General features: G+C 75.3%; 11 protein-coding genes. 4 read left to right on the top strand and 7 right to left on the bottom strand.

Annotated features, from left to right (window positions below):
• Window positions 1-14: 14 nt before the first annotated feature.
• Together ACFYT9_RS13930 and ACFYT9_RS13925 are read left to right on the top strand one after the other, a co-directional pair.
• Window positions 15-1,709 (top strand): PucR family transcriptional regulator, encoded by a 1,695-nt coding sequence (locus tag ACFYT9_RS13930; RefSeq protein WP_389163317.1) that lies wholly within the window; start codon window positions 15-17, stop codon window positions 1,707-1,709.
• Between the two features lie 296 nt (window positions 1,710-2,005).
• Window positions 2,006-2,809: a hypothetical protein gene (locus ACFYT9_RS13925; RefSeq protein ID WP_387279765.1), complete on the top strand. Its 804-nt coding sequence runs from the start codon at window positions 2,006-2,008 to the stop codon at window positions 2,807-2,809.
• Between the two features lie 39 nt (window positions 2,810-2,848).
• Here ACFYT9_RS13925 and ACFYT9_RS13920 read toward each other — a convergent pair whose 3' ends face one another.
• The 3 genes from ACFYT9_RS13920 to ACFYT9_RS13910 all read right to left on the bottom strand — a co-directional run bounded on the left by ACFYT9_RS13920 (window position 2,849) and on the right by ACFYT9_RS13910 (window position 6,085).
• On the bottom strand, window positions 2,849-4,438 hold the full coding sequence (locus ACFYT9_RS13920) for a hypothetical protein (protein ID WP_389163314.1): 1,590 nt from the start codon (window positions 4,436-4,438) through the stop codon (window positions 2,849-2,851).
• A 109-nt stretch (window positions 4,439-4,547) separates the two neighbouring features.
• Window positions 4,548-5,168, bottom strand: a complete 621-nt coding sequence (locus ACFYT9_RS13915) for a hypothetical protein (RefSeq protein WP_376604308.1) — start codon at window positions 5,166-5,168, stop codon at window positions 4,548-4,550.
• A 56-nt stretch (window positions 5,169-5,224) separates the two neighbouring features.
• Window positions 5,225-6,085 (bottom strand): GntR family transcriptional regulator, encoded by an 861-nt coding sequence (locus tag ACFYT9_RS13910; RefSeq protein WP_389163311.1) that lies wholly within the window; start codon window positions 6,083-6,085, stop codon window positions 5,225-5,227.
• Between the two features lie 194 nt (window positions 6,086-6,279).
• Here ACFYT9_RS13910 and ACFYT9_RS13905 point away from each other — a divergent pair, with 194 nt between their 5' ends.
• Together ACFYT9_RS13905 and ACFYT9_RS13900 are read left to right on the top strand one after the other, a co-directional pair.
• Entirely contained in the window at window positions 6,280-7,149 is an 870-nt protein-coding gene (locus ACFYT9_RS13905) for a (2Fe-2S)-binding protein (protein WP_376604304.1), read from the top strand.
• Between the two features lie 213 nt (window positions 7,150-7,362).
• Complete coding sequence (locus ACFYT9_RS13900; RefSeq protein WP_389163308.1) at window positions 7,363-8,475, top strand: DUF2637 domain-containing protein; 1,113 nt, start codon at window positions 7,363-7,365, stop codon at window positions 8,473-8,475.
• Window positions 8,476-8,499: 24 nt separating this feature from the next.
• Here ACFYT9_RS13900 and ACFYT9_RS13895 read toward each other — a convergent pair whose 3' ends face one another.
• From ACFYT9_RS13895 to ACFYT9_RS13880, 4 genes are all read right to left on the bottom strand, one after another.
• Window positions 8,500-8,862 (bottom strand): ATP-binding protein, encoded by a 363-nt coding sequence (locus tag ACFYT9_RS13895; protein ID WP_376605223.1) that lies wholly within the window; start codon window positions 8,860-8,862, stop codon window positions 8,500-8,502.
• Between the two features lie 127 nt (window positions 8,863-8,989).
• The gene (locus ACFYT9_RS13890; protein WP_389163305.1) at window positions 8,990-10,732 is read right to left on the bottom strand and encodes a pyruvate dehydrogenase; all 1,743 of its coding nucleotides are present in this window, start codon (window positions 10,730-10,732) and stop codon (window positions 8,990-8,992) included.
• 27 nt (window positions 10,733-10,759) lie between these two features.
• A complete protein-coding gene (locus tag ACFYT9_RS13885; RefSeq protein WP_389163302.1) occupies window positions 10,760-12,334 on the bottom strand; it encodes a protein phosphatase 2C domain-containing protein in 1,575 nt (524 codons plus the stop codon).
• Between the two features lie 123 nt (window positions 12,335-12,457).
• The gene (locus ACFYT9_RS13880) at window positions 12,458-16,264 is read right to left on the bottom strand and encodes a S8 family serine peptidase (RefSeq protein WP_389163299.1); all 3,807 of its coding nucleotides are present in this window, start codon (window positions 16,262-16,264) and stop codon (window positions 12,458-12,460) included.
• Between the last annotated feature and the right edge of the window lie 76 nt (window positions 16,265-16,340).

Here is a 16,340-nt window from a genome sequence, read left to right as displayed (position 1 = left end):
ACGGCGGCGACACCATGCGGCTGCGCGCACTGCTGGAGAACGACGCGCTCGGGCTGCGCCTGCTGGGCGGCGAGGACGAGCTGGACCGTACGGTCCGTGGCGTGATGACCACGGACCTCAAGGATCCCAGCCGGTACCTCTCCGGCGGCGAGCTGGTCCTCACCGGGCTGGCCTGGCTCGGGGAGCCGGCCGAGGCCGAACCCTTCGTCCGGATCCTCAGCCAGGCGGGCGTCGCCGCGCTCGCGGCGGGCGAGGCCGAGCTGGGCGACATCCCCGACGCTCTCGTACAGGCGTGTTCACGCCATCGGCTGCCGCTGTTCGCGGTCAACGAATCCGTTGCGTTCGCGACGATCACCGAGCATGTCGTTCGACAGGTCTCCGGCGAGCGGGCGGGCGACCTGGCCGCCGTCGTGGACCGCCACAGGCGTCTGATGACCTCCGGTCCGGCGGGTGGCGGCCCGGAGGCCGTGCTCGACCTGCTCGGCTCGGACCTGGACCTGCGCGCCTGGGTCCTCTCCCCCACCGGGCGGCAGATCGCGGGCGCCGGCGAGCCGCTGGACCCGGCCCTCGCGGCCGGCCTGGCGGGCGAGCACCTTGCGGCCACCCGGACCGGCCGGCGCGGCCCGCACCGGCTGACCGTGCAGGGCACCGCGTACTCGCTCTTCCCGATCCGGAACACCGGCCGGGCCGCGGCCCCCGCCTCCCGGGACGTCCGCGAGAGCGTCCTGTCCGACTGGCTGCTCGCCGTCGAGGCGGACGCCGGGGACTGGCCGGCCGCCCGTCTCGACCTGCTCCAGGGCGTGACCCAGCTGATCTCCGTCGAGCGCGACCGGCGCGACGCGGCCCGCACGGTCCGCCGCCGGCTCGCCCAGGAGGTCCTGGAGCTGGTGCAGACGGGCGCGGCTCCCGCCGAGATCGCGGCCCGGCTCCGGGTCGCCGCCCCGGTGCTGCTGCCCGGCCTCGGGGCCGCCCCGCACTGGCAGGTCGTCGTCGCGCGCGTCGAGTGGGACCAGGAGGGCGGGCAGTCCCCCGTGGAGCCCGGGCCGGTCACCCAGGCGCTCCTGGAGGAGGTCCTGGTCGACCCGTCGACCGTCGGCGCCGAGTCCGCCGACCGCATCGCCGTCGCCCACACCGGCGACGAGGCCATCGCCCTCGTCCCGCTGGCGGCCGGGCCGCTGCCGGAGAGCGAGGACGACGGTCCGGCGACCGCCCTGGGCCTGCACGCCGACGCCCTGCTCGCGGCGGTACGCGCTCCGCTCTCGGCCGGCCTCGCCGACGACGGGCGGCTCACGCTGGGCGTCAGCGCCGCCGTGCACTCGGCCGAGGGGCTGCGCGGCGCCCTGGAGGAGGCCCGGCACGCCCGCCGGGTCGCCGCCGCCCGCCCGGGCCGGGTCTGCGCGGCCGGGCACCACGAGCTGGCCTCGCACGTCCTGCTGCTGCCCTTCGTCCCGGACGACGTGCGGCGCGCCTTCACGGCCCGGCTGCTCGACCCGCTGCGGGACTACGACCGGCGCCACCGGGCGGAGCTGATCCCGACCCTGGAGGCGTTCCTGGACTGCGACGGCTCCTGGACGCGCTGCGCGACCCGGCTGCACCTGCACGTGAACACGCTGCGCTACCGGGTCGGCCGGATCGAGCAGCTGACGGGCCGCGACCTGTCCCGCCTGGAGGACAAGCTCGACTTCTTCCTGGCCCTGCGGATGAGCTGACGGAGCCGGTCCGCCGGATGCGGAATTCACTCGTTCGGTTGAGTCCGGAGGAGTGACGGAGGGCCTCCGTCCGCGCCCCTCGGGCGGGGGCGGCCGCACCACCCCCCTCCCTGATCACCCCCGTGATCACGGGCCTCAGCACCCCCTGACGCCCCGCCGGACCCGTTCCCGGCGGGGCGTCACGCATGTCACGCGGCTTTGTGAAATTTTTCACCCGACCCCTTGGCCGGGTGCGGGCGTTCGTGCTGAGATGCCGTCCTACTCAACAGCTCGACGGCGCGCTCGGGGAGGGCAATGTGGCGGACACCGCCATGTCTGGTTCCGAATCAGGGGGCGGCGGAGGTCCGTCCCTCGCCTACGGCAAGGAGACTCCGGTGGAGACCGCCATATGGCGGCTCCGCTCCCGCGGCTGCTGGGCCGACGCGGCGGCGCTGCTCGCCCCCCGGGCCCACGAACCGGCCGCCGCGCTCGAACGGGCCGCGCTGCTGATCGAGCGCTGCCTCTACACGGAACAGGGCTGGGCCGAGGCCGAGGAGGCGCTGCGCGCCGCCGAGGCGGTCGCGGGCAGCGACGAGGAGCGCGGGGCGGCGGCCTGCGAACGCGGCTATCTCGCCTACGCCTCCACCCTGTTGGGGGTCAGGGACCGGGCCGACGAGGCCCGGATGGCGCTGGGCCGCGCGGCGGCCCTGATCGCCCCCTCGGAGGCGGGCCGGCCGCTCCTGGACTACCGGCGCGGGCTGATCGCCCAGAACCTGGGCGACTCCCCGCAGGCGGCCCGGGCCGCGTACCGCCGCGCGCACGCCGGCGCCACCGCTCAGGGCGACTCGCTGCTGCTCTCCTCCACCTGGCGCCACCTCGCCGGTCTCGCGCTGCGCGAGGGCGAGCTGGCGGAGGCCCGGCACGGCTTCGCCGAATCGCTGAGGATCCGGGAGGAGTTGGGCTATCTGGTGGGGACGGCCCCGGCGCTCACGGCGCTGGCCGACACGGAGACGGAGCCGGAGGCGGGACGGCTGCGCGCCGAGGCCCGGCGCCTCTTCCGCCTCCTCGGTGGCGTACCGACCTGGCTGGCGGGGCAGTTGACGCCCCGGACGGCCATGTGACACCGCGAAGCGCCCTCGCCGACATCAGGTGACGCTCTGTCACTTGCCGCTCGGTTCCAGGCAGATGAGGCTTTCGTCGGTTCCGACGAGGAGCGCCCCGGTGGCCGTGACCGCGACGGCGCGGACCGCCGGGCCCGGCCGGAAGGCGAGCCGCCGGCCGCCCTCGGCCGGGATCAGTTCGACCCGCCCGTCGGCCCAGGCGGCCGCGACCAGCGGGCCGTCGGGGGCCGGGGCGGCGTGCAGGGCGACGACCGGCGCCGGACGCTCCGCGAGTGGTTCGGGGACCGGCGCCCGCCCCGGCGTCCAGAGCCGTACGGTCCCGTCGGCGCCGCCCGAGCAGACGAAGGGCGTCTCCGACTCGACGGCGGTCACGGCGGTGACCCGGCCGCTGTGCGAGGCGGCCTGGTGGAGGCCGTTGACGCCGAAGGCGTGGACCGAGCCGAGCCGGTCCCCCACCACCACGGAGCCCGCGATGGCCGCGAGCGCCGTACCGGGGTGCCGGGAGAGGGTGGTGGAGACGGCCTCGGTGAGCCGCTCCAGATAGGGCGGGCGGGGCGCCGTGCCCCGTACGGTGTGCAGCCGGCCACGCTCGTCGAGCAGCAGCACGGTCCCGTCGGCGGTGGGCGCGAGCGCGGTGATCCGGCCGCCGACCCGGTGGGCCAGCCGCCCCTCGCCGGAGGCGTCCGCCTCCCGCAGCAGCCGGACCGTGCCCGTGCGGTCGCCGACGAGCACCAGATCGGCGGAGGGCCCGCCGGCCGTCGCGCCGAGCACGGCGACCGGACCGGGCCACGGCGGGGAGACGTCGCCCCGGTGCCGGGCCCACCGCACCCGCCACGGCGCGGCCTCCGCCCGCTCGGTGAGGGCCGGCCGCAGCCGGGGGTCGGCGCCGTCGCCGAGGGCGGTGAGCAGCACCAGCGCCCGGCCGGCCGGTCCGTCCGCCGCGCACAGTGCCTGCCCGGCCCGCAGCCAGGCGTCGCGCAGCCCGCCGTGGTCGTCGGCGGACGCGGTGGTGTAGCCGGTGGTGACGTGGAGCGGGTCGGCGGCGCAGACGGCGACGGGATCGGAGAGGTCGGGAAGCGGCTGGACCGGCCGCGCCGGCTCCGGGCTCCCCTCCCCGTCGAGGTCGACCACGGTGGTACGGGCGGCCCGGGGCGGCCGGGTGCCGGTGCGGGTCTCCACGACGAGCCGGATCCGCCCGGCCTCGGCGAGTCCCGCGAGCAGCTCGGCGACGGCGTCCGGTTCGGCGGCGGCGTGCAGATCGGTGAGGAGCAGCACGGTCCGGCCGGTGCGGCGGGCCTCGCTGGTGGCGAGCGCGTGGCCGAGGTCGGCCGGTGTCCTGGCCACCACGCCCAGCCGGTTCGCCAGCGTCCAGGCCACGCCGAGGGCGCTCTGTCCGGCGAGCGGGACGAGGATCCGGTCGGTGCGCCTCCGGCCGCGCCGGGCCCGGGTCTCGTGGGCGGCGAGCCAGCCGAGGAGGGCGGTCTTGCCGCTGCCGGGGGCGCCGGTGACCACGCACAGGCGGGGGGCGTCGGGGTCGGTGAGCCAGCCGAGCAGGGCGGCGGCCCCGGGGTGCGTACCAGTGGGGGAGGGTCGGCGTCCGTCCGCCGGGGACGGGGTCGCGGACGGCATGGGGCAACCTCACGGGCGGCGCGGTACGGGCGGCTGTCGACCACGACCTTAGTGGGCGCGGGGCCCGGGGAGACCGTCCCGTCACGGGTCCGGTCCCCCCGGGGTGCGGTCACTTCTTCGGGTCGTGGCCCGCCGCGATGGTCCTGATCCGGTCGGCCTGCATCTTCGCCGACTCCTGCGCCTTCTCGGCGGGGACGCCGCTGCCCGCGACGTAGGAGACGACCGAGCCGACGCGCATGTAGACGTTGGCCCCCTCCGGGTCGCTGTAGGTGAACGCCTCGGTGGTGTCGGCGCCGCTGTCGAAGGTCAGCGGCTTCACGGAGCGCTTCTTCTGGACGTCCGCCTTCTTCCAGCCGGCCGTCATCTTCTCCACGTGGGTGGTGGCCTGCTCCTGCGAGCCGAAGACGAAGAGCAGGTAGTCGACCCGCGCCCCGCCCGCCACGGTCTCCCTCAGCCCGCTGAGCGTGACGCCCTCGCAGGGCGCGTCCGTCCGCTGGGTGCAGAGCTCGACCGCCCCGGCGCCCTCGGCCGTGACCGGCTCGCTGCCCTGGAAGGGGTCGACGACATCGGTGTCCCGCGGCAGCGCCCGGCCCACTCCGGTGGCGTCGAGCGAGATGTTGTCGCCCTCGCCCGTGGCCTCGTCGAGGGCGTCGAGGGCATCGCCCGCGCATCCCGTCAGGCTGATCAGAAGCGTCGCCGCGACGGCGGTGGCGCGTAAACCCGTCCTCATCCGAAGTCCCCCTGTGACTCGGTCGATTGACATGATCACCCCACCCTAGCGGAGGCTCACGCCCACCCGTCGGCTCCCGTGAAGTGCTCGCGCACCAGGGCCTCGACGACCGGGAGGTCCTGTGCGGCGAGGGCGTCCAGGAGGGCGCTGTGCTCGGCGGCGTCCGCGACGAGGTCGGCGTGGCGCGGGACCGGGGCGCTGAGGAGGGGCCACTGGGAGCGGCGGTGGAGGTCGTCGGCGATGGCCAGGAGCTGTTCGTTGCCGGCGAGGGCGAGGACCGCCCGGTGGAAGGCGCGGTCGGTCTCGGCGTAGTGGGCCCGGTCGCCGCGGGCGGCGGCGGCGCCGGTGGCCTCGGCGAGCGGGCGGAGTCCGGCCCAGCGGGCCGCCGGGACGGTGCGGGCCAGCCGGAGCATGACGGGGACCTCGATCAGCGCCCGCACCTCGGCCAGCTCGGCGAGCTCGCGGGGGGTGCGGACGACGACGCGGAAGCCCCGGTTGGGGACGACCTCGACGGCGCCCTCGACGGCGAGGCGCTGCATGGCCTCGCGGACGGGGGTGGCGGAGACGCCGAAGCGCTCGCCGAGGGCGGGGGCGGAGTACACCTCGCCGGGCCGCAGCTCGCCGGAGACGAGGGCGGTGCGCAGGGCGTCGAGGATCTGGCCGCGGACCGAGTGCCGGCGCACGGCGCGGGGGCCGTCGCCGGGGAAGGGGAGGGGGGTCTCCGCGTGGGTGTGCTCGCCGCGGGCCTGCTCGGGGACGCGCACGGCGCCGGGAGCGTCGTCGGGCGGTCCGCACCGCTCCCGGGACGAGGCGCCGGGGGCGGCCTCGCGGGTGTCGTCCCGCGGTCCGTTCCCGGGGTCGCCGAATCGCACGGACGGTCCCCCCGTAGCCCGCTCGCGCGCTGCGCCCTGCTCCACCCGGGTCCTCCTGCGGCCTCGTGCCGGGCCCGGCTCGCGATACCGGGGTCCCCTGTGCACCATAGGCGAAATGACCGTTCCGTGGGATCGCGCCCAGGGGGTGCGGGCAGGGCGCGGGGCGCCGGTGGTGAGAGGCGATGACGTTTCGGGTAAGGTAAGGCTAACCTGCTAACGATCGCGATTCGGTGGTCCGCATGACCGTCCACGCCCTGCTGTCCTCGCCCCTCGCCTCGCCCGTCGCGGCCTCGTACGCCCGACTCGCCGAGGTCTTCTCCGGCCTGCGGATCGAGGAGTCGGCCGGGGACGAACGGCTGCCGCGCGGTGCCGGCTGGGTCGGCGCCGCGGAGCTCGCGGCCGGCGGAGCCGCCCTCGACGCCTTCCTCGCCTGGGACAACGCGCAGGTGCTCCGCGACTACGGGCAGCAGGCCCGCCCGGACGTCGTCGCCAGCTTCGGGCTCCACCGCTACGCCTGGCCCGCCTGCCTCCTGGTCACCGTCCCCTGGTTCCTGCACCGCCGGGTGCCCCGCCTCCCCGTCGACTCCGTCTCCTTCCAGCGGGCCCTGGGCCGGATGACGGTCCGCGTCGAGGAGTTCGCCTGCCTGCCGGACGATCCCGCCGCCGCCCTCCCCGGCGCCCGGGTCGTCCCCGACGAGGACGCGCTGCGCGCGGAGGTGCGCGCCTCGCTCGCCGAGCACTTCGAGGCCCTCCTGACTGGCTTCGGCCCCCGGATGCGGCGCGGCCGGCGCGCCCTGTGGGGGATGGTCACGGACGAGATCGTGGAGAGCCTCTGGTACATCGGCGCCCTGCTCGGCGAGGAGGAGCGGGCCATGGCCGAGCTGGAGGAGCTGCTGCCGGGGACGACGGGCAGGCCGGAGAAGCCGTACGCGGGCGGGGCGGCGTTCCGTCCGCTGCCGGGGGCCGAGGCGCCGGACGGGACGCCGCGCGCCACCCGGGACCGGGCCACCTGCTGCTTCTTCTACACGCTGCGCCCCGAGGACACCTGCATCACGTGCCCCCGCACCTGTGACGCGGACCGGGTCCGCCGCCTCGCCGCGACCGCCTGAGCCGCCCGCCACCCCCTGCGGCTCACACCACCCTCGCGAGTGACGTGAATCGAACGCAACTCCAGCCCCACGGGCGGTCGTTCGACCAGAAGGTACCTATTCGTATGCCCTGAGCCCCCGTTGGCGTGCTCTTGCCCCGAAACACCGTGTGCCCACCGATCGGTCGGACAGTATGGGCGGCCAAACGCCCCACTGCGATGCGAGGGACACCGCATGAGACTGACCGACATATCGCTGGACTGGCTGCTTCCGGGCGGCGTGCTGGTGGCCGGAGTCCTGACGGCGGTTGCGGTGCTCGCGCGCGGGAAGCGCGCCGGTGACCAGGCCGCGGCCGAGGACTCCTGGGAACGCAGCGAGGAGCGGCGCAGACGCAAGGAGGCCATCTACGGCTTCGCCTCGTACGGGCTGCTGTTCTGCTGTGCCGCGGTCGCGGCGGCGCTCTCCTTCCACGGGCTCGTCGGCTTCGGCCGGCAGAACCTCAACCTGACCGGCGGCTGGGAGTACCTGGTGCCGTTCGGCCTCGACGGCGCCGCGATGTTCTGCTCGGTGCTCGCCGTCCGCGAGGCCAGCCACGGCGACGCGGCCCTCGGCTCCCGTCTCCTGGTCTGGCTCTTCGCGGGCGCGGCGGCCTGGTTCAACTGGGTGCACGCGCCGCGCGGCCTGGGCCACGACGGGGCCCCGCAGTTCTTCGCGGGGATGTCGCTGTCGGCGGCGGTCCTCTTCGACCGCGCGCTGAAGCAGACCCGGCGGGCGGCGCTCCGCGAGCAGGGCCTGGTGCCCCGCCCGCTGCCGCAGATCCGCATCGTGCGGTGGATAAGGGCTCCGCGCGAGACCTTCGCGGCCTGGTCGCTGATGCTCCTGGAGGGCGTACGGACCCTGGACGAGGCGGTGGACGAGGTCCGCGAGGACCGGCGGGAGAAGGAGCAGAACCGGATCCGCCGGCGCGAGCAGGCCAAGCTCGACCGGGCGCAGATCAAGGCGCTCAACCGCCAGCACCGGGCCTTCGGGCGCGGCGGCGGACGTCAGGTGGAGGTGGCGGCGCTCGGCGCCGCCACCGGGACCGGCGGGGGCCAGGCCCCCGGGTCCGGGCCGGGTTCCGCGACGCCGGCGGTCTCCGCCGCCGTCGCGGAACCCGCCATACCCGACCCGGGACAACTGCCGCTACGGCCCCGGCCCTCCCTGCAAGCCGTCGGGCGGAGTGACGCCCGCGGCGACGCCCGCACGGTGGACCTCACCGCGGAGGACGACACCCAGTCGCTCCCCCGGATCGCGGAGTTCGACAACCTGGAGCGCGAACTCTCCGAGATGAAGCGCAAGCTCGGTTAGCGGACCGGACGGCGGGGCCGCCTCTCAGGCGGCCCCGCCGTTCAGTTCGAACCAGACGACCTTTCCGGTGCCGCGCTCCTCTATGCCCCAGGAGTCGGCGAGTTCTCTGACGAGGAAGAGCCCCCGGCCGTGCGTACCGTCGTCGGCGGGCGGTACGAGCGGACCGGTGAGTCCGCGCTCGAAGTCACGGACCTCGACCCGGAGCTGGACCGGGTCGAGCGTGGCGCTCACCACCGCTCCGTACGCGGTGTGGACGAGCGCGTTGGTGACCAGTTCGCTGGTGAGCAGTTCGGCGACGTCGCCGGCACCGGGACCGCCCCAGGCGCCGAGGAGTTCACGTAACGCGTGCCGGAGCTCCGGCACCGCGGTCAGGTCCGCTCCCCCCACCTTTCTGAGCATCTGAGTCGGCTGTCGCGCCTTCCCGGCCATAGCCCCCCACCCACGATCGTGTCGAACAGGCTCACGGAGAAGCCTGCCCCGCGAGCCTGGCCGCATGCGCGGAGCTCCGGGCGGCTCAGGGGCGCGGCACGTTGCGCAGGTTGGACCGGGCCATCTGGAGCATCCGGCCCACTCCCCCGTCGAGGACGATCTTTCCGGCGGAGAGGGCGAAGCCGGTGACCATCTCGGTGCTGATCTTCGGCGGGATGGAGAGGGCGTTGGGGTCGGTGACGACGTCGACGAGGGCGGGGCCCTTGTGCCGGAAGGCGTCCTTGAGGGCACCCGCCAGGTGCTTGGGCTTCTCGACGCGCACCCCGTAGGCGCCGGCCGCGCGGGCGAGGGCGGCGAAGTCCGGGTTGCGGTAGCCCGTGCCGTACGAGGGCAGCCCCGCGACCAGCATCTCCAGTTCGACCATGCCGAGCGCGGAGTTGTTGAACAGCACGATCTTCACCGGGAGTTCGTACTGGACGAGGGTGAGGAAGTCGCCCATGAGCATGGTGAAGCCGCCGTCGCCGGAGAGCGTGACGACCTGCCGGCCCCGGTCGGTGAACTGGGCGCCGATCGCCTGCGGCAGCGCGTTGGCCATCGAGCCGTGACTGAAGGAACCGATGATCCTGCGACGCCCGTTGGGGGTGAGGTAGCGGGCCGCCCAGACGTTGCACATGCCGGTGTCGACGGTGAAGACGGCGTCGTCGTCGGCGAGTTCGTCGAGGACGGAGGCGACGTACTCGGGGTGGATCGGGGTGTGCTTCTCCACCTTGCGGGTGTACGCCTTCACCACGCCCTCCAGGGCGTCGGCGTGCTTCTTCAGCATCTTGTCGAGGAAGCGGCGGTCGGTGCGGGCCCGGATCCGGGGGATCACGCACCTCAGGGTCTCCCGGACGTCGCCCCAGACCGCGAGGTCGAGCCGGGAGCGGCGGCCGAGGTGTTCGGGGCGGACGTCGACCTGCACGATCCGGACGTCGTCGGGGAGGAAGGCGTTGTACGGGAAGTCGGTGCCGAGCAGGATCAGCAGGTCGCACTCGTGGGTGGCCTCGTAGGCGGCGCCGTAGCCGAGGAGTCCGCTCATGCCGACGTCGAAGGGGTTGTCGTACTGGATCCACTCCTTGCCCCGCAGGGCGTGCCCGACGGGGGCCGCCAGCCGCTCGGCGAACTGCATCACCTCGGCGTGCGCGCCCGCGGTGCCGCTGCCGCAGAAGAGGGTCACCCGTTCGGCCGCGTCGATCATCCGGACCAGGGCGTCGATCTCGGAGTCGCCGGGGCGGACGGTGGGGCGCGCGGTGACGAGCGCCGATCCGGTGGTCTTCTCGGGGGCGGGCTGGTCGGCGATGTCGCCGGGGAGCGCGACCACCGAGACGCCGCCGCGGCCGACGGCGTGCTGGACGGCGGTGTGCAGCAGCCGGGGCATCTGCTTCGGGTGGGAGATGAGTTCGCTGTAGTGGCTGCACTCGCGGAACAGCTGGTCGGGGTGGGTCTCCTGGAAGAAGCCGAGCCCGATCTCGCTGGACGGGATGTGGGAGGCGAGGGCGAGCACGGGGGCCATCGAGCGGTGGGCGTCGTACAGGCCGTTGATGAGGTGGAGATTGCCCGGGCCGCAGGAGCCCGCGCAGGCGGCGAGGCGGCCGGTGATCTGCGCCTCGGCGCCCGCGGCGAACGCGGCGGTCTCCTCGTGGCGCACCTGGATCCAGTCGATGGCGGGGTTGCGCCGGATGGCGTCGACGACCGGGTTCAGGCTGTCGCCGACGACGCCGTACAGCCGCTGCACGCCGGCGCGGACGAGGATGTCCACGAATTGTTCCGCTACGTTCTGTTTGGCCATGGGTCCATCAACACACGGCCCGGCCCGTCACGCCTCCCAGACGGCGGCCCCCGTGCGGTCGTCGGCGTAGCCGGTCACCCGCAGCTGGGTGTCGGCGAGGAAGGCGGCGAGACCGGGCGGTTCGGCGCCGGTCCAGCGGGCCGCCAGCTCGCGGGCGAGCTCGGGCTCGCCGCGCATCGGCTCGGCGAGCCCGGGCGAGGCGAGGAGGAGGGTGTCGCCGGGGCGGGCCACCGAGGCGCGGAAGCGGAAGGGTTCGGCCGGCGGCGGCACGGGCTCCTCCACGAGCGGCCCCGGCGCGGTGGTGATGCCGAGGTCCATGGTGAGCCGGTCGCCCTCCTCGGTGGCCTCGGGCGTCCCGTGCGGCGGGGTCGAGCCGAAGCCGACGACCGGCGCGCCGGTGACCGACGCCGGATCGGGCAGCAGTGGCTCGATGTCCTGCCAGGCGCCGTCGCGGAGCCGGAAGAGCCCGCCGCCGCCGACCCCGAAGAAGACCCGGGTGCGGCAGTCGGGGTCGGCGGGGATCAGCAGGCAGCGCAGGGTCGCGGTGTACAGGTCGGGTGCTATGCCCCGCTCGGCGGCGCGGGCGCGGAGCCGTCCGTAGGTGCGGTCGGTGAGCCGGTGCAGCCCCGACTTGAGGTCGCCGCGGCGGCCGGAGCGGATGTCCTCGGCGAGCCGGGCGTGGCTGCGGCCGACGGCCTCGCCGATCCAGCGGCAGGCGTCGGCGGCGGCGAGGTGGGCCTCGTCGGCGGCGCGGGAGCCGGCGGCGACGGCGACGAGGACCAGGGCCGTCTCGTCGTGCCCGAAGCGGGCGGTGAGCAGGGCGTCCCGGCGGGGCTCGCCCCGGTAGCGGGCGGAGTCGCCGCGCACGGAGGCGGCGCGGAGGGTGGCGGTGCCGTAGCGGGCGCCGTCGAGGACGGTGTCGGCGACCAGGTCGCCGAGCTCTCCGGGCCGCGCGGTGGGCAGCGCGGTCGGCTCGGCCTCGTAGGTGGGCGGCCTGCTGCCGACGAAGCCGGTACGCGGCCGGGGGACCGGCGCGGCCACCGGCACCTGGACCGTCGGCTCGTGGCCGACGGGCAGGTGCACCCGCACGGTGGCGTCGTCGGCCGGGGGCCGTCCCGCCCGGGGCGCGGGAGCCGGTCCGGGCTCGGGTTCCGGGGCCGGCGGGGAGGTGTGCGGCGAGGGGAAGGTGCGGGGCCCGCCGGCGGGCGCCTCCCAGGGCGCCGGCCCGAACACGGCGGGCGCGGGCGGGGCGGACGGCACGGGCGGCGCGACGGGGCGGGCCGGCGGGACCGGTGCGGGGTCGGCCGGCCGGGGCGGCGCGGGGTCGGTCGGCCGGGGCGGCGCGGGCGCCGGGGGCACATCCGCCGCGGGTGCCTCGGCGCGCGGCGCGGCCGGGTGGGCCGCGGGGCGGGCCGGAGGGGCCGGGGGCTCCTGGGGCGCGGGAGGGGGTGGCGGCGGCGGTGGGGTGGTGGGTTCGGACGCGGTGGCCCGGGTGGCGGAGGCGAAGCGGGCGTCGAGGGTGTCACCCGGTGGTGCCGGGGCGACCTCCTCCGCCGCTTCGTCGTAGAGCGCGTCCCACCAGTTGTCCCCCTGCTGAGTCATGCCCTTATTGTCCACCGCGGGCGGCCCGGGAAAACGGGACACGAGAAAAACCGTTGCTGCGAATGGGTGGTCCGCCGGACGACCCCACCCCCCACGGGAAGGACGTCCGGCGGACCGTCGTGGTCAGCGCACGTCGTAAGCGCGGACCACGGTCTGGGTGACGGAGTTGCCCTTGGCGTCCGTCAGTTCGGTCTTCAGGGTGACCGGCTTGCCCGTCGCGCCCGTGTGGTTCACGGTCGCGATCCACTCACCGCCCGACTTGGTGACCGGTGCCTCGGTCCAGGTGGTGCCCCCGTCGTAGGAGTACGAGAGGGAGGCCGAGGTGAGAGCGCCCGGCCGGTACCCGGCGTGACCGGTCACGGAGAGGCGGATCCGCTGGCCGTCGGTGGCGGCGAGGGTCTTGAGTCCGTCCACCGGCAGGTCGTACCGGGGGAAGAGAATCGGGATGCCCTGAGAATAGACCGTCTCGTCGAGCTGGGAGGTGAATTTCCAGATCGACTGTACGGAGGTGGAGCGGGCCCAGTTCCGGTTGCCGATCTTCATGGTGTTCTGTTCCAGCTCGTACGTGCCGCGCTCGGCGGGCACCCGGAAGACTCCGAAGGGCCAGGAGTTCTCGCCGATCAGCTCGCCGTCGCGGCGCAGCCGCAGGTTGCCGAGGTCGCCGAAGGAGCCCGGCTCGGCGTGGTGGACGCCGTCGCCCCACATCGCGGCGGCGAAGCCGATGAGGTCGCCCTGGCGCTCGGAGACGAGGACGGGGGCGCCGGAGTCGTCGCGCGGGGCGGTCGGGACGACGACGCCGTCGTACCAGCGCTCGGTGCGGCGCTCGCCCGCGGTGTACGCGTGCCGGTCGCCGACCATCAGCTCGCCGTAGGGGAAGCTGCTGCCGGTCATCTGCCGCCAGGCGGTGTCGCCGGGCGTGTAGTACTCGGTGCGGCTGCCCGGGGCGGGGACGGTCTCCAGGCCGGCGAAGCCGGCGGAGGTGCCGTTCGGGCGGTACGCGGCGGGGAAGTTCATGAAGTCCGCGGCGACGCCGGCCGAACCGTAGGACACCTCCGAGCGGCCGAGCCGGGAGTCGCGGACCCGGTACTCGCGGTCGCGCTCGACCTCGCCGGTCTCGGGGAAGGCGAGGCTGTAGACGTACGAGGGCTTGGCGGCGGCCTTCCAGCGCAGGGTGACCTCGCCGGCGGCGAGCTTGCCGAGGAGGGCGCCCGCCTCGGCGGCCGGGACCGCGAGGACCGGCAGGCCGGCGCCGGTGAAGCCGCCGGCCGGGTACCAGCGGTGCGGCGAGGCGCGGTGGACGACGACGCCGATCGCGCCGGCGGCCTTGGCGTCCCTGGCCAGGGTGGCGACGCCGGTGGTGTCGTCGGGGACGCGGACCAGGGCGAGGCGGCCCTGGACCCCGGCGGCCTTCAGCTCGTCCGGGGTGCCGGTGCCGGCGTCGACGAGCCGCGCGGAGCCGGTGCCGTCGAGGTTGTCGGAGCCGGTGGAGGCGGTCACCGCGTGGAGGTCCAGGCCGTCGCCGGTGCGCAGCGAGGAGAGCTGCGGGGCGGCGGCGCGCCAGTAGCTGCCGGACTCGAAGGAGCCGTCGCGGGCCTCGCCCTCGACGGAGGCGAAGTAGGAGCGGATGGTGCGCGGTCCGATGGCGGTGCCGGCGTGCATCCAGACGTCGTCCCAGGAGCGGGCGAACGCGAGGGTGGTGCCGCGGACCTCGGACGGGCGGTCGGTGCGGACCGAGAGGCGGGCGGCCTCGCGGGCGTCCAGGACGACGGTGGTGTCCTTCCTGACCTCCAGCTGCGGGCGGGCCAGGTGGGTGAGCGAGTCGGTCAGCGTGGCGCCCTCGCCGGCGTCGGGGGTGGCGACGAAGGAGGTGAGGAAGTAGCTGCCGGGGCGGACCCGGAAGACCTGGTCGGCGGCGCCCTCGTTGAAGCGGCGCTCGCCGGAGGCGGTGTCGGTGCCGATGACGTCGAGCGAGGAGGGGCCGCCGGCCGGCTTGCCCAGGCGGTCGATCAGCTTGACGCGGAGGGTGACCGTCTCGGGCTCGACGTAGAGGGAGAAGGGGGTGGAGACGTGGACGCCGCCGCGGGCGGTGGCGACGACCCTGCCCGTGACGTCGCCGTACTGCGCGCGCTCCAGGCGGGCGGTGGGGTCGAGGGCCAGCGGGACCTCGACGGTCGCGCCGGCCGGGACCTCGACCTTGCGCTTGCCGAGGCGGGCCACGGAGGTCCGGACGGCGGAGCCGTCGTTGCCCGTGACCTTCTCGACGGCCAGGTCGAGGGTGACCGGGGCCTTGGAGGTGTTGGTGTAGGGGACGGTGACGGTGGTGCGGTCGCTCCTGTCCTGCGGCCAGTGGAAGGTGCCGCCCTGGACGGCCGGGGCGGAGAGCACCGTCTGGTCGATCGCGGCCTTGACGTCGAGCCGGCCGCCGCCGGTCTCGCGGACGTCTCCGGGGACGTCGGTCTCGGCGGAGGAGACGAGGGCCGCCTTCAACTGCTGTGCGGTCCAGTCGGGGTGACGCTGCTTCAGTATCGCGGCGGCGCCGGCGACGTGCGGGGCGGCCATCGACGTACCGGACATCGCCTGGTACGCGTAGATGCCCCGGCCGCCGGCCGCGGCGGCGGAGATGCCGACGCCGGGGGCGGCGATCTCCGGCTTGAGGGTGTGGGCCTCGTTGGCGATCGGGCTGCGGCTGGAGAACCAGGCGGTGGAGTCGTCGCGGTCGGTGGCGCCGACGGTGAGGACGCCGGGCGCGCAGCCGGGCGAGGAGACGGAGTTGAGGGTCGGGCCGGTGTTCCCCGCGGCGACGACGAACAAGGTGCCCTTGTTCTGGGCGAGTTGTTCGGCGGCGGCGGACATCGGGTCGTCGCAGTCGGTCTCGGAGGGGTTGCCGAGGCTCATCGAGACGACGTCGGCGCCCTGGGCGACGGCCCACTCCATGCCGGCGATGATCCACGAGGTGGCGCCGGAGCCGGAGTCGTCGAGGACCTTTCCGTTGAGGAGCCGGGCGCCGGGGGCGACGCCCTTCTTCTTGCCGCCGCTCGCGGCGCCGGAGCCGCCGACGGTGGAGAGGGTGTGGGTGCCGTGGCCCTGGCGGTCGTCGGCGGTGTCGGAGTCGGTGAAGTTCTCCGAGGCGACGATCCGGCCCTTGAGGTCGGGGTGTTCGGCGTCGGCGCCGGTGTCGAGGACGGCGACCTTGGTGCCGGTGCCGTCGTAGCCGGCGGCCCATGCCTCGGGGGCGTGCACCTGCGCGGTGGAGCGCTCCAGGGTGGCCTCGACCTTGCGGTCCAGCCACAGCTTGTCGAGGCCGGCGGTGAAGGCGCGGGCCGTGGGGGCGGAGACCTCGGCCCAGAAGGTCGCGGCCTGCTTCTTCTCGGCGGTGAGGGCGACGCCGCCGATGGTCTTGAGGACCTTTCCGCCGCGGGCGCCGCGCGGGGCGGCGAAGGCGGAGCGGCCGAGGTCGGAGCCGTAGACGGCGATCAGCGGCAGCGTGGTGGTGGAGGCGTCGTCGTATCCCTGGCGGACCAGGCCGGTGACGTTGAACAGCTCCTCGTCGACCCGGTCGGCGGCGAGCGCCTCGGTGGCGCCCTCGGGGTAGACGTAGAGGTCCTGGCCGGAGCGGCGGGTCTGGACGAGCGGCACGGTGCCGTCCTCGCGGGGCAGGACGGTGGCGGCCGGGTTGCCCCGCTCGTCGCGGCTGACCAGGACGCGGTCGCCGGTGACGAGGGTCACCGTGGCGGGCCTCCCCCGGCCTTCGACCGGGGAGACCCCCGTCCCGCTCCGCTCCCCGGCGCGGGCCTGGGCCTCGCTGCCGACCGGCGGGCGTTCGGCGGATCCGCCGGCCGGCGGCTGGGCCGCGACGGACGGCAGGGCCGCGGTGACGGCCAGGACGGCGGCGGTCGCCGCCCCCAGGGCCGTACGCGAAATCGGGCGCATCGCTCTCCCCATCAGAATCCGGACAACAGGCGCAAGTCACCTGTATCCGGAGGCGGTTGGTGCTGCGGTGGCGCCA

The sequence above is a fragment of the Streptomyces sp. NPDC004435 genome (assembly GCF_042873895.1).
GTDB lineage: Bacteria > Actinomycetota > Actinomycetes > Streptomycetales > Streptomycetaceae > Streptomyces.
Note: the sequence above shows the minus strand (reverse complement) of the source record. Positions and strands in the feature narration are given on the sequence as shown.